This is a genomic window from Chitinophaga sp. LS1 (assembly GCF_034274695.1).
In the GTDB taxonomy this organism is placed as follows: domain Bacteria; phylum Bacteroidota; class Bacteroidia; order Chitinophagales; family Chitinophagaceae; genus Chitinophaga.
Genome location: NZ_CP128362.1, coordinates 1954292 through 1978411 on the forward strand (window position 1 = coordinate 1954292; position 24120 = coordinate 1978411).

At 43.1% G+C, this 24120-nt stretch carries 16 protein-coding genes; 9 read left to right on the plus strand and 7 right to left on the minus strand.

Translation table 11 applies throughout. The features are described from left to right. Nucleotides 1-55: 55 nt before the first annotated feature. From QQL36_RS08080 to QQL36_RS08090, 3 genes are read left to right on the plus strand one after another with little or no spacing between them, the layout of a single operon-like run. Nucleotides 56-5122, plus strand: coding sequence for a translocation/assembly module TamB domain-containing protein (locus tag QQL36_RS08080; RefSeq protein ID WP_321569475.1), 5067 nt, complete (start codon nt 56-58; stop codon nt 5120-5122). A 1-nt stretch (nt 5123) separates the two neighbouring features. Beyond that, entirely contained in the window at nt 5124-7424 is a 2301-nt protein-coding gene (locus QQL36_RS08085) for a BamA/TamA family outer membrane protein (RefSeq protein WP_321569476.1), read from the plus strand. An 18-nt stretch (nt 7425-7442) separates the two neighbouring features. Beyond that, nucleotides 7443-7826 carry a septal ring lytic transglycosylase RlpA family protein gene (locus QQL36_RS08090; protein WP_235643533.1) on the plus strand — a complete coding sequence of 128 codons (384 nt, stop codon included), beginning with the start codon at nt 7443-7445 and terminating at the stop codon, nt 7824-7826. Nucleotides 7827-7891: 65 nt separating this feature from the next. On the opposite strand, the gene QQL36_RS08095 is transcribed toward QQL36_RS08090, so the two are convergent. Then, the gene (locus QQL36_RS08095; RefSeq protein ID WP_083721895.1) at nt 7892-8443 is read right to left on the minus strand and encodes a type 1 glutamine amidotransferase domain-containing protein; all 552 of its coding nucleotides are present in this window, start codon (nt 8441-8443) and stop codon (nt 7892-7894) included. Nucleotides 8444-8997: 554 nt separating this feature from the next. On the opposite strand from QQL36_RS08095, the gene corA reads away from it, so the two are divergent. Beyond that, nucleotides 8998-10104: a magnesium/cobalt transporter CorA gene (gene corA, locus QQL36_RS08100; protein ID WP_083721894.1), complete on the plus strand. Its 1107-nt coding sequence runs from the start codon at nt 8998-9000 to the stop codon at nt 10102-10104. Here corA and QQL36_RS08105 read toward each other — a convergent pair whose 3' ends face one another. Both QQL36_RS08105 and QQL36_RS08110 read right to left on the minus strand, forming a co-directional pair. Beyond that, on the minus strand, nt 10105-10608 hold the full coding sequence (locus QQL36_RS08105; protein WP_083721893.1) for a DUF2480 family protein: 504 nt from the start codon (nt 10606-10608) through the stop codon (nt 10105-10107). 214 nt (nt 10609-10822) lie between these two features. Then, nucleotides 10823-12946 carry a SurA N-terminal domain-containing protein gene (locus QQL36_RS08110; protein ID WP_321569477.1) on the minus strand — a complete coding sequence of 708 codons (2124 nt, stop codon included), beginning with the start codon at nt 12944-12946 and terminating at the stop codon, nt 10823-10825. 767 nt (nt 12947-13713) lie between these two features. Here QQL36_RS08110 and nadA point away from each other — a divergent pair. After that, entirely contained in the window at nt 13714-14721 is a 1008-nt protein-coding gene (gene nadA, locus QQL36_RS08115) for a quinolinate synthase NadA (protein ID WP_083721891.1), read from the plus strand. A gap of 950 nt (nt 14722-15671) precedes the next feature. Here the strand turns inward: nadA and QQL36_RS08120 are convergent. From QQL36_RS08120 to QQL36_RS08130, 3 genes are all read right to left on the minus strand, one after another. Beyond that, complete coding sequence (locus tag QQL36_RS08120) at nt 15672-16370, minus strand: SDR family oxidoreductase (RefSeq protein WP_321569478.1); 699 nt, start codon at nt 16368-16370, stop codon at nt 15672-15674. Between the two features lie 80 nt (nt 16371-16450). Then, nucleotides 16451-17368, minus strand: coding sequence for a helix-turn-helix domain-containing protein (locus tag QQL36_RS08125; RefSeq protein WP_321569479.1), 918 nt, complete (start codon nt 17366-17368; stop codon nt 16451-16453). A gap of 32 nt (nt 17369-17400) precedes the next feature. Beyond that, entirely contained in the window at nt 17401-17640 is a 240-nt protein-coding gene (locus tag QQL36_RS08130) for a FeoA family protein (protein WP_072358978.1), read from the minus strand. Nucleotides 17641-17770: 130 nt separating this feature from the next. Here QQL36_RS08130 and ybeY point away from each other — a divergent pair, with 130 nt between their 5' ends. The 4 genes from ybeY (at nt 17771) to QQL36_RS08150 (ending at nt 22620) form a co-directional block, all read left to right on the plus strand. Continuing rightward, a complete protein-coding gene (gene ybeY / locus QQL36_RS08135; protein WP_083721888.1) occupies nt 17771-18202 on the plus strand; it encodes an rRNA maturation RNase YbeY in 432 nt (143 codons plus the stop codon). Between the two features lie 329 nt (nt 18203-18531). Beyond that, on the plus strand, nt 18532-20400 hold the full coding sequence (gene mnmG / locus QQL36_RS08140) for a tRNA uridine-5-carboxymethylaminomethyl(34) synthesis enzyme MnmG (RefSeq protein WP_321569480.1): 1869 nt from the start codon (nt 18532-18534) through the stop codon (nt 20398-20400). A gap of 659 nt (nt 20401-21059) precedes the next feature. After that, the gene (locus QQL36_RS08145; protein ID WP_083721886.1) at nt 21060-22199 is read left to right on the plus strand and encodes a lactonase family protein; all 1140 of its coding nucleotides are present in this window, start codon (nt 21060-21062) and stop codon (nt 22197-22199) included. A 46-nt stretch (nt 22200-22245) separates the two neighbouring features. After that, nucleotides 22246-22620 carry a hypothetical protein gene (locus QQL36_RS08150; protein WP_143708773.1) on the plus strand — a complete coding sequence of 125 codons (375 nt, stop codon included), beginning with the start codon at nt 22246-22248 and terminating at the stop codon, nt 22618-22620. A gap of 4 nt (nt 22621-22624) precedes the next feature. On the opposite strand, the gene cls is transcribed toward QQL36_RS08150, so the two are convergent. Beyond that, nucleotides 22625-24103, minus strand: coding sequence for a cardiolipin synthase (gene cls, locus QQL36_RS08155; protein ID WP_083721885.1), 1479 nt, complete (start codon nt 24101-24103; stop codon nt 22625-22627). Nucleotides 24104-24120: the final 17 nt, after the last annotated feature.

Below are 24120 nucleotides of genomic sequence, written 5' to 3' on the forward strand. Positions count from 1 at the left end.
AACAAGGGTCCGCCTAATGCGTTTTAACTCAGTATTTTCTATGTAATCCTTTTAAATGACAGCACCCGCAACTAACGATGAAAAACATCACGGCCGGCCATGGTGGCGTTGGCTCTTATGGGGAATTGTAATCCTGCTCATTATACCGGTAATGGCTGTTCTTGTATTGCAGCTTGAATCTGTACAGGACTTCATCCGTCGGCAGGGAGAACAATATCTCCGGAAAAAATTGCATACAACTGTTCGTATCGGCTACCTCCGCGTACGCGGGTGGCAGTACCTGGAACTACGTAATGTATACGTAGCAGATACTTCCAAACAGGAATTGTTCTACTCCGGAAATCTGAAAGTCCGCTACAATCTGTTGGCATTTCTCAACAATGAGCTGAGAATTAATAGCCTTGAATGGGATTCTGTCACGGCCAATATATACCGTAACCCCGGAGACTCTTCCTTCAACTACCAGTTCATTGTAGACGCCTTCGTTACCAAAGATTCGATCCCGGACACTGTAAGCACCGGCACAGGAACTACGCTTCAATTCCTCATCAAAGACGTTACACTGAAACATGTATCGCTTCGGTATTTAGATGCCCCCGAAGGTATGGACGCCGTGGTCACCTTCCAGGAGCTTCATGTAGATCCTGATGATCTGCTCGTGAACCAGGGATTATACGCTGTTCGTGGGTTGAAGATCGATGGACTCAAGGGTTACTTCAAACAGGACTACCGGCCAAAGGTACTGGCAGCAACAGCGCCGCCTCCTGCCATGGATACCACCAGTACACCCTTCCACCTTATTCTCAAAAAATTAGAAATAGAAAATAGCTCCTTCCTGTACGCCGATCAGGGCAGTGGCCTGAGCACTGGCTGGAAAATAGGTAAGCTACAGCTCCTCAATTCCAGCATCGATATGGACTCCACATTCATACAGGTAAGTGAGCTGTCCATCAGGAACGCAGGCGGCATGGTCACCATGAATATCGCAAAAGATACTTCCGCTCCTGCTGACAGCGCTGCTCCAAATACATGGAGAGTGCAGGCCACCAAAACGGATCTGGAACATATCAACCTGCGGTACGATAATAATACCGCACCTGCTCCAAGAGGTGCCGGTAAAAAAGATCCTGACTACAACCACCTGTTCCTCAAAGACCTTGTGGCTCACGTAGGCAATATCAATTATAACCCGGACACTATCAGTGCCGTATTGCACAAATTGTCCGTACAGGAGGATAAATCAGGTTTTGGGATTAAACAGGGTCACTTCGATGTATTATACACAGCAACTACCATCGCCCTGCGCAACCTGCTGCTGGAAACAAACCGGAGTATCCTGCGCAAACAGATTGTGCTGAATGCCCCAAACTGGTCTTCTATTTCTGACCATCTCGACCTTTTACAGTTGCAGGCTAACCTGGACTCTACCCACATCACCCTGGGTGAGTTCCTCCCTTTTGTGCCTGACAGCCGTAATAACCCGTCCATGAAACCACTGTGGGATAAGGAAATCTTCCTGACTACTTCCCTCAAAGGCAGCCTGGGCAAACTGATCATCGAAACACTCAATCTTACTGACAATAAAGGCAACCGTATCAATGCCAAAGGTGAAGTAGACCATGTAACAGATGTAGATCACCTGTATGCCAACCTGCCTTCGCTCTACATCCTTTCCGGAAATAAGGCCCTGCGTTCCTGGCTGCCGCCAGGTACTATGCCGGATACGCCCCGACTGCCTGAGCAGATGATCATTACCGGTAGCTTCCTCGGTGGCATGAAAGACATGCAGACAAAGCTGGACCTGAAGAGTAATGCCGCCAATGCCAGTCTGACCGCCCATCTCATCAACATCACCGATAGTATCCATAGCAGTTATGACCTCAACCTCACCTCTTTCCGTGTTCAACCAGGTTATTTTCTCTATGATACCACCATCGGCTGGATCAGTGGCCGCATCATGGCTTCTGGCAAGGGATACACCTTCCCGGGTATGATTGCAAAAGCAGATGCCCACATCAACGAAGCGACTTATAACAGGTATACCTACCACGATGTAAGTATCAAAGCCAATATCGACAAGCAACAACTACATGCTGAAGGTCAGAGCAACGATTCCAGTATCAACCTCACCTTCAATGCTGATGGTACACTGAATGATACGACCCTCCAGTCACTGAAAGCCAATGCCCAGATACAACGTGCAGACCTGTATACCACACACCTGTACAGTGATCCATTTGAGCTGAGAGGAAATATGGATGTAGATTTCAGCAGCCTTACTCCCAACCGCCTGGATGGGAATGCATTCCTCACCAGCTGGCAGGTGGCCACCAACGGGCAGGTCTTCGTATTAGATACCATTTCTTTATTAGCTGAATACAAGGACCAGCAATACCTGCGCCTCACAGGTCCATTTGGTTTTATCAACGCCAATGGTAATATCGATTATACCAAAATCGGCCCTGCGTTCGGACAAATCATCAACAAGCCATTAAGTCCTTATGACAGTGCTAAGCTAGTGCAACTGCCGACCGGCCAACTGTTATTTTGGAATGCCTCTTTGACTTTTCCGCGCAGCTTACAGGCTATGGCGCCGACCCTGCGCATGGAATATCCATTGCTCATCAGCGGCCGTCTGAATTCTGACAGTAGCCTGCTGGTGCTCAATGCCGCCCTGCCTAAGCTGAGTTACGACTCTATCTTAATAGATAGCCTGGCCATTAATGCCAATATCTTAGATACCACCCTCAAGGCACAGGTATCTCTCGCAGATATTCATCATAAAGTAATGCCCCTGTATCACACGTCCCTGACGGCAGCTGCTACAGCTGGGAAAGTAGACTGGGACCTGCTGCTGGATGACATAAAACGCAATCCGAAATATAAAGTAGGCGGCTTCGTGGAATTCCTGCCGGACAATGCGCTGGCACTTTCACTGAAACAAGATCTGCTGCTGAACCGTCAGCAATGGCAGGTGGATAAGAACAACCGGATCCACATTCACAATGGTGGCCCGGATACTGCCCACATCCAGTTATCATACAATGACCAGTCCATCGCCATCCAGACAAAACCTGATAGTAGTAGTGCCAATGGCAAACTGCCCACGCTCGAAACGAATATCAAAAACTTCAAGCTCTCTACTATCACCGCATTGCTGGCTGCCGATACCTTACTTGCCAATGGCCTCCTGAATGCGCAGGCCACTATACGCAACCTGGATCAATCGCCGCTGATCAGTTCAAAACTCACGGTCGATAGTCTGACTTTCAGGGCATCTGACCTGGGTACACTAACTGCCGAAGTGAACACGCCACAGCCTAACCAGTATAGCCTGGACATGAATCTCAAAGGCAATGACAACGACCTGCAGGTAAAAGGAACGTACGACTCTATTATCAATGCCACTGTGGATATCAACCAGCTGAACATGAAATCGCTGGAGTCATTCACCTTCGGTAATATGACCCGCATGCATGGTAGTGCTGATGGCCACTTCAAAATCACAGGTACTACCGACATGCCTAAAGCAACCGGGAACCTGCATTTCAATGATGCTGGTGGTACTATCACCTATGTAGGCGCCAATATCACCATGCCTGATGAGAACATCATACTGGATGAAAAAGGTGTACAGTTCAACAAATTCGTAATAGCAGATAGCCTGCAGAATGAGTTAGTGCTGGACGGTCGTATCAATACAAAAGACTACTCTAATTATAACTTCAACCTCAATATCAACGCAGACAACTTCATGATCCTCGGTAAACAGGTAGACCCTCAGCAAATGTATTACGGGCCTGCTTTCGTAGACACCCGTATCAAAGTAAGGGGCAACCTGGATCTGCCAAGAGTAGATGCTTATGTGAAGCTGCGCGACAAATCGAATGTAACCGTCACCCTGCCATCCGAAGAACCGGGGGTAGCTAACAGGGAAGGGGTTATCATATTTGTAGACAAGGACAATCCACTGGATTCTTCGCTGGTGAAAATGGTAGACAGCACTAAACTGCAAAACCCAAAGCTGAAAGGCATCAACTTCTCAGGCAATGCTGAGATAACGCCTCAATCTACCATCCGTATCATCATTGACCCTGTGAATGGTGACTATGTAGAAGCAAAGGGTACTGCCAGCATCAATGCGACCCTGGATGCCAGTAGCAAAATGAGTCTGACCGGCCGTTACGAAATTTCTGAGGGTAAGTACGAAATGTCGCTGAACCAACTGATCAAACGCTCTTTCTCCATTGAAAAGGGAAGTGCCATTACCTTTAGCGGAGACGCTACCGATGCAGATCTGGATATCACGGCAAAGTATACCGTGAATGCAGAAGCGGCGGACCTGGTACAGGATCAGCTGACCAGTCTCTCCCAGACAGACAGGAACAAGTACAAACAGAAATTACCATTCTATGTATACCTCCATATCAAAGGCAATCTGCTGAAACCAGACATCTCCTTCGAACTGGATATGCCGGAGGCAGAACAAAATGCATTTAGTGGTAGTGTGTATAACCGCATCAAACAGATTAACCAGATCCCATCTGAACTGAACAAACAGGTAATGGGTCTGCTGGTGCTGAATAGCTTTATACCTGAAGATCCGATGTCAGGCGAAGGTAGCAGCGACTATGGCGTGAGCAACATGGCTCGTCAGAGTGTGAGCAAGATCCTTTCTCAACAGCTGAATAACCTGGCTGGTAGCCTGATCAAAGGTGTAGACCTTAACTTCGACCTGCAATCAGACGAAGACTATTCATCCGGTTCCGCACAGCAAACCACCAATCTGAAAGTAGGTGCTTCCAAGAGCCTGTTCAATGATCGCCTCTCTGTATCCATTGGTTCCAATGTGATGCTGGAAGGTGAATCGCAGGCAAACCCCAGCACACTGGTAGGTGACGTATCAGTAGAATATAAACTGACCCGCGATGGCCGTTATCGTGTAAGGGTGTACCAGCGTCAGGACAATACCACTGTTATCGAAGGGCAGGTAGTAGAAACCGGTGTAGCCTTTGCATTGATCATGGACTATGATAATTTCCGCGAGATATTCCAGCGGGCGAAAAAAGATACGCAATCTGAAAAACTCCGTTCCCAGAAGAAAACCAGTACTAAGAAATAAGATGGTTAAAAGCTATAAACATATAATTTCCCCGATACTGGCAGCATTGTTCGCCATGGGCTTTTATTCGTGTAGTTCTACTAAGTCAGTACCGGAAGGCGATCGCCTTTATACAGGAACCTCCGTCAAGTGGGTTGGCAAAAAGCCAAGGGATTATGGTACGCTGAATGCCAGCCTGGAAAGCAGTGTAAGGCCGAAGCCGAACAAAAAATTCCTGGGTATGCCCATCCGGCTCTATCTATATAACCTTGGTAAAAAACCAAAAGGAAAAGGTCTCAATCACCTGTTACGCAATAAATTGGGAGAAGCTCCTGTGTTATTAAGTTCTGTAAAGGCAGATTACACTGCTAATGTATTGGAGCAATATCTTGTGGATAATGGTTTCTTTCAGGCGCTGGTCACTTCTGAAATAAAAACTTCCGGTAGTAAAAAAGCATCCGGTGTTTACACCGTAACGCCCAATCATCGTTACCGTATTAAGAGTGTGACTTACCAAACAGACAGCAGTGATCTGGGTAAAGCCATTGCTGCTGCTTATAAACATACCTCTCTCAAGATCAACCGCCCTTACAGGCTGGATAGCATCAAGGCCGAAAGAGTGAGAATCAATAATATACTGAAAGACCAGGGCTACTATTACTTCACTGTCGATCACCTGCTGGTGGAAGTTGATAGTACCAACAATGGTATGGTTGATCTTTATCTGAAAGTAAAAGACGAAACTCCTCCACAGGCAAAGCGACCGTACACGATGAAGAACATCACGCTGTACCCGAATTATTCACTGGACCAGGATTCGCTCTCCCGAAAGGGTACGCCGGTAATATATAACGGTATTCGTATTATAGATTCTACCAAAAAATTCAAGCCGAGTGTATTTGACAGAATGGTATTCCTGAAGCCGGATAGTATGTACAGGTTGAGTAATCATGACATTACCCTACATCGTCTCACTGACCTGGGTACGTTCAAATTTGTGAAAGGGCAGTTCCGGCAGGTGAGGGGAGACAGTTCCAGGCTCAATGTCAGTTTCTTCCTCACCCCTTATCCAAGGCGTAGCTTGTCCGCCGAGTTGAGAGGTACATCCAAATCCAACAACTTCGCCGGTTCCGAAATAAAGATCACATCCAAAGACCGTAACTGGCTTCATTATGCTAATCTGTTGGAAATCTCATTATCCGGTGGTCTGGAATGGCAGGTGGGAGGCAAGGGTACCAATTCAACTGTGGTTGGTGGTAACTCATATAACCTGAAGGCAGAAGCAGCGATGACGATTCCCCGTTTCTATCAGCCATTCTGGAACCTGAATGTACATACACCTTATGTACCCCGCACCCGCATCAGCGTGAGTTATGAACTGTATAGCCGTAGCCAGCTGTATAACCTGAATGCTTACAACTTCCAGTTCCAGTACATCTGGCGCAAGACGCAGTTCCTGGAGCACAAGTGGGCTCCGGTATCTATCACCTATGTACTGCCTACCAAGACGACAGCAGGCTACGACAGTATATTACTGAATGATCCAAGCCAGCGTTCAGCAATTGAGAAACAATTTATTCTTGGCGGTAACTACGATATCACCTACGATAACAAGGCTACGAATAAGGTGCATACCTTCTACATGAATGGGAACATCGATTACTCCGGTAACCTGGCTGGTTTGATCATTCCCAGAAATGATACAGGTATGAAGACCATTTTCGGTAGTCCATTTGCACAATTCATCCGTTTGTCTGCCGATGTGCGTCACTACTGGAAACTGAACAGGTCACTGACCTGGGTGAACAGGATCTTTGCCGGTTACGGTATGCCATATGGCAATTCTACCACCCTGCCTTTTGTGAAGCAATTTTTCATAGGTGGTAGCAGCAGTTTAAGAGGTTTCCGCGCCAGAACACTGGGTCCTGGTAGCTATCGTGATACCAGCAGTAAATACCTGGCAAATGAAGCAGGTGATGTGAAGTTGGAATATAACTCTGAAATACGTGCACATCTCACCGGCATTTTCAATGCCGCTGTATTCCTGGATGCTGGTAATATCTGGCTGAAGAAGGAAGTACCGGAAAAACTGGGTAGTCAGTTCAGCACCAGTAGATTTGTTAGTCAGATTGCAGTAGATGCGGGTGCCGGTTTACGTGTAGATGCATCTATCCTGGTAGTACGCCTGGATCTGGCCTTTCCGCTTCGAAAACCATGGTTGCCGGAAGGGGAGCGATGGGTCATGAAAGATATCAAATTTGGAGATCCGGACTGGCGCAAAGAGAATCTGATCCTGAATATTGCGATCGGTTATCCTTTCTAATTGGTTTAACTTAGCGGCATGCCTATGATTACAAAGAAACACACAAGATGGATGCTCGTGCTGTGTAGCGCGATGCTTATTTTATTCTCCTCCTGTAGCAGGAAAATTACCGAGAGCGGAAAAGCATCTTATTATGCTGACAAATTTGAGGGAAGGAAAACCGCCAGTGGCAGTATTTTTCATCAGAACAAAATGACCGCCGCACACCGTACCTTACCATTTGGTACAAAAGTAAAAGTGGTGAATATCGCCAACGGCCGCTCTGTAAAGGTAACCATCACAGACAGAGGCCCCTTTGTTGAAGGAAGAGTGATAGACCTATCAAAGAAAGCCGCAAAGAAGCTGGGCATGATTAGTACCGGAATGGCGCCAGTAGAAATAAAATATAAAAAGAAGAAATAAAAAAATGTGGGCAGTAACAAAGAGGAATCCCTCCTGTACTGCCCACATTCACTTTACATGCCTGCTCAGGCGTGAACACCTTCTCCAATCTCTTCCACCATTTTCCTGCAAAAAGCAGGCAGATCATGTGGGTTACGACTGGTAACCAGTCCATTATCTACTACAACCTCCTCATCCACCCAGTTGGCGCCAGCGTTTACCAAATCCGTCTTTAAAGAAGGATAGGAGGTAACCCTTCTTCCTTTTAACTCACCTGTTTCAATCAACGTCCACGGACCATGGCAGATAGCAGCTATTGGCTTGCTATCATCAAAAAAGCCGCTTACAAAGTTTACGGCATCCTGATTCTCACGTAAATGATCAGGATTCATCACACCGCCTGGTAATACCAGGGCATCATAATCTTTCGCATTGGCATTGCTTACTGTCAGCGTAACGGGATAGCTTTTACCCCAGTCTTTTTCAGCCCACGCTTTTACTTCTCCATCGTGGAGGGATACAACGTCTACTTCCGCACCAGCATCTTTTAATGCCTCCATGGGCTTGGTAAATTCTACTTCTTCAAAACCATCTGCCACCAGGATGGCCACTTTCTTATTACTCAGCTTGTTTTCCATAATTCATGTTTTAAAAATGATGGTGTTTAAGTGCTGATTATGCCAGTACAAAAACCCTTCCTTTTAGTCATCCACTACCAGCGGGTATTTTAACAGATGATTTCCCCATTTGGATTGTCCACATTTTTACTCAATGCAGGTATCGTTACTCATTTTTCTTACATTTTTGTAGTATTTATTCTATTTTTTTTGGAATTCTTATGACAGTAGTGTTATTTGCAGGACAATCAGTGTGAACCATATACCTTCTGAGAATGACGAGAAATACCATCACAACAAAATGGAAGTGAGTGTCATGGGATGTGTTTGAAACTGACTTAATTTTTACCCATTCTTTATTTGTAATTCCCTATTTCTGGTACTAACGTCTTTGTTGTTCCGTAAGTTTTACGGAAGCGGAAGTATTATAATACCTAGTCTCCATATCCTATCTTAATAACCAATCTTTTGCTGCTGGTGGAACGTTCACCTGCAGTACCTTTTGCAAATGAAAGGCCATATCTTTAGAAGCGCTTTGCTACATAGCAAAGCGCTTTTTTGTTTAAATTTATAACATGCGTAAGTCGAAGTCCATCATACCCATTCCGATTCCGGATGTACTGAACCCATTCAAGGTGAGGAAACAACGGATTATGAACTATAACCCAGTGACAGGCCCTACTTCACGCCCGCCGGGAAGATGTGAGAAAGTAACAATTTTTGATTACACTCCGGTTCATTTCACAGAGAGCTCAGGGGAGGATCATCGCACGATTTTCAAATACATTGATACACCAGAAGCAACCTGGATCAATGTAGATGGAATCAACAAGGAAACGGTGCATGAGATCTGTACAAAAATCGGCATTCACCTGCTGCTGGAAGAAGATATTATGAGCGTCGGACAGCGGGCCAAGATGGATGAGATAGGGCAACACCTGTTTGCCTTACTGCCGATGGCGTATTACAATGTAGAGACTGCAACTATAGAATATGAACAGGTGAGCATTGTACTAGGAAAAAATTATGTCATTTCCTTCCAGGAAGAAGCGACCAGAGATGTATTCGATCATGTAAGAGAAAAACTACGGATAGAAAATTCGCGGATCCGCAGCGCAGGGGCAGATTATCTATGTTATAACCTGCTCGATGTGATTGTGGATAGCTACTTCCTTATTCTTGATAAACTAGGTGACCGTATAGAGCTGATGGAAGATCTGGTGCAGCATCAACCTAATACCCGCACACTGGCGCGGATCAATTACCTGCGCAGGGAGCTATTGTTATTTAAAAGAGCGATCTCACCGGTACGGGACCTGATCAATGGGTTTATGAAATGCGAAAGTCCGCTGCTGGATGAGCGGACTATGAAATATTTTAAGGACGTGTATGATCATATCATACAGGCCAACGATCTGGCGGAAAACTACCGTGAAGCACTCCTGAACGTACAGGAACAATATCATACCCAGATCAACCTGAAGATGAATGAGATCATGAAGGTACTGGCGGTGGTGACGACACTGATGGCGCCATTAACTTTGGTAGCAGGTATCTACGGGATGAACTTTGAGTACATGCCGGAGCTGCATACCCACAACGGGTACTTTATCGTATTAGGATCTATGATCTTCATGCTGGTGGGCATGATCATTTTCTTCAGAAAAAGAGGATGGTTCTGATTATTTCTTTTTGAAGATCGGTACGGTGGAACAAGGTTCTCCGTACATGATGCTTTTTGCCACCGGGCGCAGCAAACGGGTGATTTCCACATAAGCGGCTTCGCCGGCGCCTTTATCTCCACAACCTTTCACAACCACACGTTTGTCTTCGTAAGCGGTCATGTCAATTGCATTGAGGCGCTTCATGAACTGGGTTTTGAAGATTTCTTCTTTAGAACCAAAGGCTGCATAGTGTGCGATGGGTTCCAGGTAGGTCATGACGAGCATGTAGCCCCAAAATGGAACTACAGCATCTGCAGAACAGATGATGGCGACATTTTTATTGCGATATTGTTCCCAGTCTAATTCTTGAAGGGCGGCACGGAAATCTTTCTCTTTCAGGATCATCTCCATGAAAAGATATTGTTTCAGGTCGAAAACAACAGTTTCTTCCTGAGGATAGTAGTCTTCCAGATCTAATGTGAGGAGTCCACTTTGCGCTACTTTGTTTACTATCTCTTCCATGAATCAAATTTACTAAATAATCGCATGTAAGAACGAATGAAAGCGAAGGAGGTCAGACGAAGGCTTCGCCTTCGTCTGACCTCCTTCGCTTTCTAAAAATTTCGCTCCCAGCAAAGCTGGGAGCGAAATTTTTGCTCATTTAAAACAATACCCCATAAACAAAAAAGCCCTGGGCGTATGCCCAGGGCTTAATATTTATCAGTTATTATATTCCTTAAAAGAATTTAGCACGATTGTCTTCAATCTTATTCAGTTTCTTCAGCACTTCATACAGTTGACCACCCTGATCCAGTGTACCTTTCACAGTTTGCTCATATTGAGTTGCCATAGTAAGCGGATCCATGCCCTGTGTATTTGGTACAAAGCTATCAACCTTCACTACATACACACCAGCATTACCTTCAATTGGTGCAGTAACTTTACCAACACCCCATGCTTTATTGAAGATAGCACCTACTACTCTTGGTTCAAAGCCCATGGAAGCAACAAACGGGGTAGCGAAGTTTACATTGTCAGCTTTCAGCTGTGGCTGGTTTACAGCGGCAGCAGCAGCTTCCAGGGTAGCAGGAGATTTCAGCTTAGCAATCAGCTGCTCAGCTTTCTTCTGTTTCTTCACCAGTCCTTCTACTTCTGGTCTTACTTCATCCAATGTTTTAGTACCTGCTGCACGAATACCGGTCAGGACAGCTACTACATATTTACCATCGAAAGTGAATACATTGCTCACGTCACCTTTCTTAGCTTCGTAAGCCCAATGAACTAATTCGCGGGCTGCACCGATACCTGGAATTACGAAATCCATAGGACGGAGATTATCAGCAATACGTTTGTTCAAACCTTTTTCCTGTACTGTCTTTTCGAAAGTTTTTGCGTCATGGTTCTGAGCAGCAAATTCGTTGGCAGCAGCATAAGCTTTACTATCAGTTTCATTGCTGGCTTCCACTGGTTTACCCAGGTAAGCTACTTTAAGCGCAGGACCAAAGTTCTTCTGGCTCATAATCTGGATCAGGTGATAACCAAACTGGGTTTTCACTACTTTAGATTCACCAGTTTTACCATCCAGTGCGAAATCTTTGAATTCAGGAACGAAAGAAGAAGAAGGAGTTACATCATACTCACCACCATTTTCTTTGCTACCAGGATCATCAGAGTACTGAGCAACCAGTGCTTTGAAATCTGCGCCACCTTTTACAGCAGCTGCAATGCTATCGATACGGATCTTAGCCAGAGAATCTGACAGACCTGCACCAGTCTGAGGATTAGCAGTAGCAATTAATATATGACGCACTTTTACACTATCAGGTAAAGTTTTGCGATCCATCATTTTTGCAAATACGATCATGCTACCGTCGTAGTAAGGTCCGAACGTGCTACCAACTGGCAGACTAGCGATGGTATCTTTCTGAGGAACCATCAGTGCGGATTTAGCAACATAACCATCAAAGTATGCGATATCAGAATTGCGTTTTACGAAGTTTTCAATATCTGCAACACCAGTTGTATCCATTTCATCTTTTGCTTCGAGCAATACTTTCAGTGCATTAGCAGTATCCTGAGCGGAAGGCAGTGCATTGAAAGAGATGTAATCTACACGACGGCCTTCTTCAGATTTGAAGTTAGCTTTGTGGTTATTAATATATGTATTCAGTTCACCATCGGTTACAGCGATAGTAGAATCTGCAATAGATGCATATGGAACAGATACATAAGATACATTCGCAAACTGTGAATTATCTTTTATCTGAGCGTCAGCCAACCATTTAGGATAATATACACCACCTTTAATAAGAGATACATATTTTTCCTGCATTCTTGACCTTACAATATAGTTTTCCATTTGTTTCAGCGCGTTTCTCATTCTGCCGGTCTGATCCTGACCTACAGAAGACAGTGCCTGCTGTAAAGCAGCGCGGTCGAACTGACCGGTCTTTTTGTCTGTGAACTGCTGTAATACAATTGGATTTGGTTCTTTACCATTAAACTGATCAACCAATTCATTTTCAGTTACCTGAATACCCAGTTTATCATACTGAGCAGTCATGATCTGTTCGCTTACGAACTGATTCCAGGCCTGCTCACGTGCATACTGTTGGATCTGTTCAGTCACGGCACCGGTTGGGCTTTGCTGACGAGCAGAAGCTTCCGCATCCTGGATCATTTGTTGGTACGTAGAGAAGTCTAATTCTTCTCCATTTACTTTACCCACCGTGGTAGAACGGCGCATGATGGAATTTCTGCCGAAAAAGGCATCCTGCAGCAGGAAACTGACAATAGCCACGCAGATCACCACTACGATCACCACGGCATATTTATCCCTGATCTTCTGAATAACTGACATATATTATATAGTCTAAATTTTTTAAGGAAAGCAAAAATAGAATAAAATAACTGTAACTACAAAACAGTTTTTTTTGTCTCAAACCCAATACAGTAAAGGATTTCATCGCAAATCACGGTATAGGTATTTTATCTTTCATTCACAGGTTATCCACATTAAGGTTAAAAAAGACAGTATTGTGTACACTCCAAAATCACCTCCCAGAGGTCCGCTACTGACGTTTATTTCGGGCTTAAACCACTTAATCAATTTAAGGATTCAATATTCACATTTTAGATTGTCCAGATTCCTGATTCACATCTAAATGTGTACAAAAGTGAAAGTAAAACTAAAAACGGGAAATGCATAGAGAAATAATTTTTGAGCTCGTTTTATCCACATGACCTGTTAAAAAACCCTCCTTTTTTGTTCAATAACCTCTGAAAAACCCGAGTTCGTTGACCGTAAAACTAAATTTGTTATTTCCTTAAATGTTGGTCTGAATGAAAAATGGTCCGTTTTGTGAATTGTTATACCCGGTAGTTAACACTTTCTTAATACTGGGTGCCCAAACAAAATATTCACGCCATGAGAAATCCACCTATGTGGATATTAGTACCAAAAATCAATACTATGGCCGAAATGGGCTGTTAATTTCCTGTGAATAGAACAGGCAAAAAGAATAACAACTACATTTGTACACGGTGGCAAAAATTACTTTCCCCATATTCACAGCCCTAGTAGTAGTGGGTTTTTCTTTTTTAAAAGAATAAATTATAAATATAGTTATGATAAGGGAGCTCGAAATCGCAAAAAAAGATTTGCAACGAAAAGGTTTTTTGGATTTGCCGGTCAATTCGCGTTTGGATCTTTTTGAAGAAATCGAAAGATTAAAAAAAGAAAAAAATGCAATCGTCCTCGCGCACTATTATCAGGAACCAGATATCCAGGACGTAGCAGATTACATCGGGGACAGTCTCGGACTTAGCCAACAGGCTGCCAAAACCGATGCTGACATAATCGTTTTTGCTGGTGTGCACTTTATGGCCGAAACCGCAAAAATTCTAAGTCCGCAGAAAAAGGTGCTGTTACCTGACCTGAAAGCGGGTTGTTCACTTGCCGATAGCGCACCGCCGGAGTTATTCCGCAAGTTCAAAGAAAAGCATCCTGACCATCTGGTTATTTCCTACATCAACTGTTCTGCGGGAATCAAAGCGCTCAGCGATATCATCTGCACCTCCTCTAATGCCGAAAAGATCATCGATAGCGTCCCCACAGACCAGCCCATCATTTTTGCCCCCGACAGGAATTTAGGGGCTTATTTGGCCAAGAAAACGGGTAGAAACATGTTACTCTGGAATGGAGCTTGCATGGTTCACGAGATTTTTTCCCTGGAAAAGATCACCCGTCTCAAGATCCGCCATCCCAAAGCCAAAGTTTTGGCGCATCCGGAATGTGAAGCAGCTGTGCTCGAAATCGCTGACTATATAGGATCCACCACTGGTATCCTGAACTTTTCCAAAAAAGATGATGCCAAAGAATACATCGTGGTGACCGAAACAGGAATTCTCCACCAGATGCAAAAGGAAAATCCAGGCAAAACCTTTATTCCTGCACCGCCCAACAATGCATGTGCTTGTAATGACTGCCCACACATGAAACTCAATACACTCGAAAAGCTTTATTTGTGTATGGAATACGAGGAACCGGAAATCACTATGAACGAACAACTCCGGATAGCGGCCAAAAAGCCCATTGAACGGATGCTGGAGATTAGTGCACAGGCTGGTCTGTAATTTAAAATATTGAAATACAAATAGTTACAAATTAATTATTTGATTCTAAAGCCCGGTTAGTCATTTAACCGGGCTTTTTTGTGCCCATGAGTGACCTGTAGTTGTGCTGTACTATATATAATGATGTGGATATCTATGGGATTAAATTGTGAAAGGCTTCCTGAATGAACCGCTTGAGAATTCAATAAAATATCTATGTCAAGGGGTAGATAAGGTACACTTAATTCTCAGGGCTTTCGCAAATTCAGATTATATGCCTGCTTATCCACAGCTGATTCACAGAATGTGAAAATTGATACTTAAAATAAAAATGAAGGCCCTGAGAATTGCGTATAATTATTCTGCTACACCCATTGTCCACATCACTTCATTCTCGAGCCCTTCAAATAGAAATTTGCTCTCCTTATTCACAAAATTCTTACACGTCCCCTATGTGTATAATGAAGCTTATTAGAAATCAATCGGTAATTAACATACAATGTGAATTACTATATAGTTAAATGTGGAAGCGTTGTTGATTGAAGGGCTTGAGGTTTTAATGAAATTCATTGATATGGGGTAGGTTAGGAGTCATTTCATTCTCAGGCTCTTTAAAAAAGAAGCCTTTATAATTGCGATGAAAATTGACTATCAAGCATAGAGCAAATGTCATTCAATTCTCAGGCCCTTCATATATAAAGGGCTTGAGAATCGTGTGGAAATGTTAATAATTGAGATGAAATAGGTTCGTTTAATTCTCAGGGCGTTCATAAAAGCAGATATTTTAAACAATTATCCACATAAAATTCACAAAACGTGAAAAAGTAACTAAATTTCAAAATTAAGGCCCTGAGAATCACGTATATAATGAGCAACTGGGTATCACATAAGTTGTTTGATTCTCAGGGCCTTCAAAAATGAAATTAGTCCGCGCACTTTTCCACAAATGTGTGTAAATACGAATTCACAATTCACATCAGTCCCCCATTTACATTGAGTACTGAGCCGTTTATATATGAATTATGCACAACAGTTTCAATGAGGTTAGACACATCCTGTGGATTACCTATTCTGCCTACAGCAATGCCCTGTGCATAGCTTTCAAAGGCTGCACTTTTCTCCTCACTGTTTAAAAAGTTCCACCAATCAGTATCGATCACACCTGGTGACACAGCATTGATGCGTAATGGTTTTAATTCCTTTGCAAGAATAGGTACCATGATCTCCAGGGCGCCGTTGATCGCCGCCAAACCAGCTGTACCAGGTAGTTTTGCCGTGGAGGATGCTGCAGTGATGATAGTAATGCTACCATCCTTATCCAGCCATGGGAGTGCAGCCTGAATGGTCTGTAAGTGTGGCCAGAATTTGCCATCAAAGCCGGCACGGAGATCAGTCAGATTTATGGTGGCGAATGGGCCACCACCTTTTGAACTACTCAGGGTGAGGATCAGGTGGTGAAAATGACCAGTTTGTGCAAAGAAGTATTTCAGTGCATCGGCATCGGTACTGTCTAAAGAAATGGCTGTGATACCAGGGGCTGTTGACCTGGCAGCAGCTAACTTTTCTTCACTACGGCCGGTTACTATTACAGATGCACCTTTTTCGGCGAGCAGTTTTGCAGTGGCTAGTCCAATTCCGGATGTACCACCGGCGACGATTATTTTTTCCATTGTACGTATTGTTTGTTTCAACCGTACAAAGTTGCAAATACCAGGAGGGGAAAAATTGTTTGAATGATGTGTTGAATTGATCAGATTATGCTTCTGTATTGGAGTGGTGTTCCTCCGGTGGTTTTGCGGAAGAAGTGATTGAATGCAGCTGGCTCACTAAAGTCCAACTGATAAGCAATTTCTGAAATGGAGAGTGAGGTATTTTGTAATAATACTTTTGCTTCCTGCACCAACATTTCCTGAATGGCATCGGAGGCAGTGCGGTTAGTCGTACTTTTTACAACCCTGTTCAGGTGGTTGGGTGTGACATGGAGCATACGGGCATAGTCGCTCACCTGCCGGTATTGCAGGAAGTGCTGGCTCACCAGTTTATAAAAGAGCGTGACCATATGGGTCGTTGCTGGAACGTTGTTGACTGGCGATTGCCTTTCATAAGATCTTTTGGCTGTCAATAGTAACAGATAGACATACATTTTGATAGCAGTCAGTTTACCTGAATGATCTGCCTTTAGTTCTGTATCTATTTTTCCTATGAAATTTACTATTTCATTGATTTCCTGCTCGTTGCAATTTAGTAGCTGGGAACCAGCATAGTCATAGAAAGGGAATTCGGCGCTCATATGCACATGTGGGAGCAGGCCTTCAAGAAAGGTTGGGTCAAATAATATATAGTAACCGAGGATGTCAGGGCTGGCGTTAGACTTACTATGTACTTGTCCGGGGATAGAGAATGTCAGGCTGGAAGGTCCTATATCGAAATGCTCCAGACCTAACTGCATATGGAGATTGCCCTGAAGGATAATACCGACTCTGTAAAATGTAGATTTTGCCGGACCATAATCCGGTATCATGCCTTCGGTGGAGTACAACTCAAATCCTGGGATCTGATGTTGTACTGGTAAATTGTTATACCCAAAGATGACATTGGAAGAAGTACGATGACGTTCCTTATGAAATGTATTAAGGTGATGGGTAGGCAAAGAATTGGATGAGGGCATGGATCAGGTATTTATTTGAGAGGCGGAAATCTTTAAGAGAGTTCTTCTACCCAGATATAATCTGCTTCGGTTTTGCGGAGGGAAAGATTATATCCTGCTACCATAATTGAGATGGGATCTCCAAGAGGTGCGATTTTTTCAATCTTTACTGTTTCACCTGGCACACATCCCATTTCCATTAATTTTATATGTAAATCGTCGCTTTCGAAAGCAGTAATCACGGCACTTTTTCCTATCGCAAGGGAGGACAATTTAATCGCACTTTTTTTCATCTCATGTGGTGTTTAATCAATGGTGCAAAGGTACTGGCTACTGGGGAGACCCCCAAAGATAGTGTGCTGTTAATCAGAAATTTCACTATACTTTTACATATAGATTTACACTATAAAACAGCAGTTGTATATGGCGATTAATTTTACTTCCCACGAGGTAAAGGTAAACCTAAAAGAGAAAACAAGGTTGAAGGCATACATAAAAGAGAAGTTTGCAAGAGAGGGACAAAAATTGAAGGACTTACAATATGTGTTTTGTTCAGATGAGTACCTTTTGGAAATTAATCAGCAGTTCCTGCAACATGATACTTATACAGATATCGTAACTTTTGAATTGGGTACAGATCCTAATGTAACGGAAGGGGAGATCTATATTAGTATAGATAGAGTGAAGGATAATGCAGAGAAGTTCAAGGTACCTGTAGAGCAGGAATTGCATAGGGTTATTTTTCATGGAGCACTTCATTTATGTGGATATAAGGATAAGTCAAAAGAGCAGTCGGCTGCCATGAGGGCAAAGGAAAATGAGTGTCTGAAGGAATATTTAGGTATTACGGTATAAATGTTCCACGTGGAACATTGTTTATTTTTTTGAAAAGCTACCTCAATGGAGGTAGCTTTTTTTATTAGCACTAGAATTATTTTTTCTTTTTAGGTATACCATTGCCATATCATGGCTACGGTGTAACGCCGTCATTTAATCATCACCAAAAGTACACCAAAAGGTCACCTCAATATCCCAGGGATATTGAGGTGACCTTTTGGTGTACTTTTAGTGATATGTTGGCAATGAAGTTATACTATAGCTTCACCCTATTTGTGAATGTTCCACGTGGAACATAATATGTGGTTCCTTGGTTGTACCTTTGCATCTCTAGTATAATTATAATTATGTTTCCATCTTACGATGTTATAGTGGTAGGCGCAGGACATGCCGGTTGCGAAGCAGCGGCGGCTGCCGCGAATATGGGTTCAAAGGTTCTTCTGGTAACCATGAACATGCAGACTATTGCCCAAATGAGTTGCAACCCAGCTATGGGAGGTATCGCAAAAGGACAAATAGTAAGGGAGATCGATGCCATGGGTGGATATTCTGGTATTGTGACCGACCAGTCCATGATCCAGTTCCGTATGTTGAACAGATCTAAGGGGCCTGCTATGTGGAGCCCCCGTACCCAAAATGATAGAATGCTCTTCGCAGCCAAGTGGAGGGAAGCATTGGAGCAAACCCCAAATGTGGATTTCTATCAGGATATGGTGAAAGGCCTTCTTGTAAAAGATGGTATTTGCTATGGGGTAGTGACAGGTCTTGGACATGAAATCAAAGCAAAAAGTGTTGTTCTCACCAACGGAACTTTCCTGAATGGGGTAATGCACATCGGCGATAAACAATTCGGTGGAGGAAGGGTTGCAGAGAAAGCTGCGACCGGAATTACCGAACAATTAGTTTCTCTTGGTTTCGAAAGTGATCGCCTCAAAACAGGAACACCTCCGCGTATCGATGCCAGAAGTTTGGACTATTCCAAAATGGAAGAACAAAAAGGTGATGATGTCATCACAGGTTTCTCTTACCTGGATATTGAGAAGATAAAACCTGAGCAACAAAGAAGTTGTTTTATTACCTATACCAGCAATGAGGTACATGAAATGCTGAAGACTGGTTTCGACCGGTCACCTATGTTCCAGGGTAGAATACAGGGTAGGGGACCTAGATACTGTCCAAGTATCGAAGATAAAATAAACAGGTTCGCCGAAAGGGATAGACACCAGTTGTTCGTAGAACCAGAAGGTTGGAACACCGTAGAGATTTACGTGAACGGATTTTCTACCTCCCTCCCTGAAGATGTACAATATAAAGCCCTGCAATTAGTGCCGGGTTTTGAAAATGTAAAAATGTTCCGTCCGGGGTATGCTATCGAGTATGATTACTTTCCACCTACCCAGTTGCAGTTCTCACTGGAGACCAAACATATTCAAAACCTGTTCTTTGCAGGTCAGATAAATGGTACTACCGGGTATGAGGAAGCAGCATGTCAGGGTTTGATGGCAGGTATTAATGCTCACCTTAAGGCAACTGGTCAGGCACCTTTTGTACTGAAAAGAAGTGAAGCATACATCGGGGTACTCATAGATGACCTGATCAACAAGGGTACAGATGAACCTTACCGTATGTTTACCTCCCGTGCAGAATTCAGAACATTGCTTCGTCAGGATAATGCGGATCTAAGGCTGACCGAACGGAGTCATAAAATTGGCTTGGCAGGAGAGAACAGGATGGAAAAAGTAAGATCGAAATCAGAAGGAGTAGAAAAAATAAAAGCGATTCTGAAAGAATTGCCTATCGATCCGGAAGAAATTAACCACTTCCTGGCAGAGAAAAATACTTCTCCACTGCCTCAGAGAATTCGTGCTTACCAGATTTTGTTACGTCCATCTATGGATATTTTCTCTATGAGGGATAATGTGACAAGGATGAAAAATGCACTTGCTGCATTTGATGATGAAACTTTGGAACAGGCAGAGATCCAGATCAAGTATGAAACATACATCGAAAAGGAAAATGAACTGGTAAAAAGAATGAGTCAACTCGAAGACCTGGTGATCCCGGATAGTTTTGATTATACAAAATTGGTATCATTGAGTGCAGAGGCAAGGCAGAAATTTAATAAAATCAGACCTCGTACTTTGGGGCAGGCATCCAGAATCAGTGGGGTAAATCCAAGCGATGTACAAATTCTGATGGTGTATATGGGGCGATAAAACTCGTATTTTAATTTTTTATTTATAGAATAAAAAATACATGCTTTTGTAGAGCATGTATTTTTTTTTGACTATATTCGTTTCTATAAGTACTGAATCATATCCCTCAATGAAACGACACAACTATGAGCACTAGACCAATATATATTTTCCCTGTAGTATGATTCCTACTTTAAACCTTATGAAATTATCCACCTTTTAGAAAATAAAACTGAACATACGTTTTTATAAATTCCTGTATTCGTAGCTTAAGAAATTTGTCATGAAGGGCAAGGTATTCCCTTGCCTCAATATTACTTAAAGTGAAGGTTAAATTAGAAGTATAATAAACACCCGGTCCCTTTCTTCGGACTGGGTTCTTTGTTTTTAAATAGGCCAATGAAAATGGCGTTATGAATATTTACAAAGACAAAATTCATGGTGTCCATCGAAAATCATGACTTTTTCGATTGATAAGGCGTTATTTCTTTTAATTTATTGAAAATCAATTATTTATGTTATTTCAAAATGACTTCATTATCTCCTTAAATTTCGACGATCATTTAATGACCTATACCAATCCTTCAAAATAAGGGTCAAATTAAAATTACCCCCTTAAAATGCGTTTTCCTGTTATTAGATACTTTTAGTAATTTGTTTAGGCATAACAATTCCCGAATATGATCAAAATCTTACTCACCAGCACAGCTTTACTATTTGCCTCTACTTTGCTTGCACAAACAGATACATCCGCTGAAAAATATTTACTCATCGGTGCCTATACCAAAACATCAGATGAGGGTATCAGCGTCTATGCTTTCAACACCCAAACCGGTACCTTCCGGTTTGTAAGCACTGCGAAAAATGTAGAGAACCCTTCTTACCTGGTTATCTCTCCGGATCACAAATATGTGTATGCCGTGGATGAAACCAATGGAAATAATCCAGGGAATGTAAGTGCCTTTGAATGGGATACTATTTCCGGCCAACTTACCTTTCTAAATAAACAACCTTCAGGTGGTGACGACCCTTGTTATATCACCACTGACCAGGATGGAAAATATGTGGTAGTCGCCAATTACTCAGGGGGTAGTTTTTCTATTCTCCCTGTGAAACCAGATGGCCGACTCGAAGCACCTGTACAAACTATTGAACATACCGGCTCCGGTCCCAACAAAGAGCGACAGGAAAAACCACATGTGCATTGTGTGTATTTCAGCCCGGATCACCAGCAATTATATGTATCCGATCTGGGCATAGATCAGATAGCTATTTACAATTATCGTCAGGGTGATGTACAACCAGTGGTACCAGCTAATCCTGGATTTGCACCTTTCCCTCCGGGGTCAGGTCCCCGCCACCTGGTATTCCATCCCAATGGAAAATGGGTGTATGTATTGCATGAACTGGATGGAAAAATTACAGCCTTCCATTATGATAAAGGAAAGCTGACACCTTTCCAGCCAGTGTCCATTCTTCCGGACAATTTCAAAGGCAAACCCTGGGCTGCCGACCTCCACATTTCACTGGATGGAAAATTTTTATACGCAACAAATCGTGATCCTCTTAATAATATTTTGACTTTTTCTATCAATGCCAAAACAGGGAATCTGGTGAAAAAAGGAGAGATCGCAACAGGTGGAAAAACACCAAGAAATTTTGTGATCGACCCGAGCGGCAACTTCCTGTTGGTGGCTCACCAGAATTCAAATAATGTGACTGTCTTTAAAAGAGACAAAGTAACCGGACTCCTCAAAAAACAAAAGGAAGAGCTGAAGACACCTAGCCCGGTATGTTTGAAATTCATAGGCAGTAATTAAATCGTATTGGCATAACTTTTTCGATAAATACTTAAAAGATCAAGCCATGAAAAAAGAAAACTTAAAAAATAAAGATGGGAATGAACACATTCCAACCCAGGATGAATTAGCGGAAAAAAGAGATCAGACATTTCCGGGATATCCTACTTATCCTGCCAGTGAAGACATCATGAACAATGAAGAGAGAGAGGAACTGGATGTGGAAGGCGTAACAGGATCTCGAAGAATCAACAATGAAATAGCCAGAGAAGAAGGTTCCGTTCCGGAAGAATTTAATGATGAAGATGACCTGGATGTACCAGGCAGTGAACTGGATGATGCGGATGAAGAAATTGGTGAGGAAGATGAAGAAAATAATTATTACAGCTTAGGCGGAGACAGGCATGAAGATCTGGACGAGACGAATGAAGATGATATTTAATCAATTACAATAATGGTGTGAACAATCTGCACACTGCATCTATAAAACGCTGCCAGATAGAGCGGTTTTTCCAGGTGCGCCGTTCGATCTGAACGGCATCCTGTAAATCCTGTTCAAAGGCAGCGTTTAATTTATGTACTACCGGCCGGTCATATACGACTACTGCAATTTCACTGTTCAAATAAAAGCTTCTGTTATCAAGGTTTACAGTACCTACTATTGCCAGGTTATCGTCGATCACGATGGTCTTGGCGTGAATAAATCCTTTCTGATAGAAATACACTTTTGCACCTGCATCCAGCATAGGTTTCACGTATGATTGTGCAGCATGTTGTACAAAGAATGAATCGCCACGCGAGGGTATTATTAGTTCTACATTTTTCCCTGCCAGGGCGGCCATCTGCAATGCACTCAGTATCTGATCATTAGGAATGAAATAAGGATTGCTGATACGGATACTTCTTCTTGCTACATTGATCGCCATAAGTATGGTCTGCATCGACATAGGAAAATCTGAATCAGGTCCGCTGGCTACGATATCTGCAAAGCAATGTTCTTTTATACTGGAACGATGAAAGTAAGGATCACTGAATGGAAATGTATTCTTACTGCAATAGCGATAACTCATCATGAACTGTAACTGCAACAGGTTTACCACATCACCTTCCAGCTGCAAATGCGTGTCTCTCCAGAACACAGGATGCTTACCGTTATTGAGATACCGGTCATCCATATTGATGCCGCCAGTGAAGCCGATATTGCCATCTATGACGATAATCTTACGGTGATTACGATAGTTTGCATTCAGGTAGAAATTGATGAGTACAGGTGAGAACTTAAATACTTCCGCACCATGTTCTTCCAACAGATCCGGGATATCGCCAATGTCACTGCATCCCAGGTCATCGTATACAAACCTGACTTCTATACCTTCTTTTAATTTCTCTATGAGTATGTCTGCTACTTCGTTGCCTACATCATCTGCGGCAAAGATGTAGTACTCCATGTGTATATGATGTTTGGCTTCCCTGAGTGCTTTCATCACTGCCGGGAATTTCTCTTCACCATTGAGTAAGATCTGGACTTTATTATTCTGAGAAAGGACGGAGTTTCTGGTATTCAACAGCATAGCAGAGATCTCCTGTTTGCTGGCTACGGAATTGCGGAGGGCGAGCTGCATGTGCTCAATTTCTCTACGCTGTGATTCCCAATATCTTAGCATCAAAGTCTCGTCCTTACTGCCTTTCAGCGTAAAGCGGCGACGCTTGCGGAGGTCACGGCCCAGGTAGTAGTATACAATCAATCCGAGAATGGGGACGAACACCAGTAACATGATGTAAGACAACGCTTTGACAGGGTTACGGTTTTCCAGCAGGATAGTGCCGACCACCCCTATAAAGGAAAGGCTGATCAATACATAGCCGATGATCTTGATGGCGATGTGCCAGTTCGTGCCCCAAAGAAAATATAATACCTGATACACGTGTTGTTATATGGTTA

What these genes read in the sequence shown, in the direction of transcription:
- QQL36_RS08120 (WP_321569478.1), bottom strand. Translation starts at nt 16,370, where the DNA reads ATGGAAAAAATAATCGTCGCCGGTGGTACATCCGGAATTGGACTAGCC.
- ybeY (WP_083721888.1), top strand. Translation starts at nt 17,771, where the DNA reads ATGGCGATTAATTTTACTTCCCACGAGGTAAAGGTAAACCTAAAAGAG.
- QQL36_RS08090 (WP_235643533.1), top strand. Translation starts at nt 7,443, where the DNA reads ATGCCTATGATTACAAAGAAACACACAAGATGGATGCTCGTGCTGTGT.
- QQL36_RS08130 (WP_072358978.1), bottom strand. Translation starts at nt 17,640, where the DNA reads ATGAAAAAAAGTGCGATTAAATTGTCCTCCCTTGCGATAGGAAAAAGT.
- QQL36_RS08145 (WP_083721886.1), top strand. Translation starts at nt 21,060, where the DNA reads ATGATCAAAATCTTACTCACCAGCACAGCTTTACTATTTGCCTCTACT.
- QQL36_RS08105 (WP_083721893.1), bottom strand. Translation starts at nt 10,608, where the DNA reads ATGGAAGAGATAGTAAACAAAGTAGCGCAAAGTGGACTCCTCACATTA.
- QQL36_RS08080 (WP_321569475.1), top strand. Translation starts at nt 56, where the DNA reads ATGACAGCACCCGCAACTAACGATGAAAAACATCACGGCCGGCCATGG.
- QQL36_RS08150 (WP_143708773.1), top strand. Translation starts at nt 22,246, where the DNA reads ATGAAAAAAGAAAACTTAAAAAATAAAGATGGGAATGAACACATTCCA.
- mnmG (WP_321569480.1), top strand. Translation starts at nt 18,532, where the DNA reads ATGTTTCCATCTTACGATGTTATAGTGGTAGGCGCAGGACATGCCGGT.
- QQL36_RS08095 (WP_083721895.1), bottom strand. Translation starts at nt 8,443, where the DNA reads ATGGAAAACAAGCTGAGTAATAAGAAAGTGGCCATCCTGGTGGCAGAT.
- nadA (WP_083721891.1), top strand. Translation starts at nt 13,714, where the DNA reads ATGATAAGGGAGCTCGAAATCGCAAAAAAAGATTTGCAACGAAAAGGT.
- QQL36_RS08125 (WP_321569479.1), bottom strand. Translation starts at nt 17,368, where the DNA reads ATGCCCTCATCCAATTCTTTGCCTACCCATCACCTTAATACATTTCAT.
- corA (WP_083721894.1), top strand. Translation starts at nt 8,998, where the DNA reads ATGCGTAAGTCGAAGTCCATCATACCCATTCCGATTCCGGATGTACTG.
- QQL36_RS08085 (WP_321569476.1), top strand. Translation starts at nt 5,124, where the DNA reads ATGGTTAAAAGCTATAAACATATAATTTCCCCGATACTGGCAGCATTG.
- QQL36_RS08110 (WP_321569477.1), bottom strand. Translation starts at nt 12,946, where the DNA reads ATGTCAGTTATTCAGAAGATCAGGGATAAATATGCCGTGGTGATCGTA.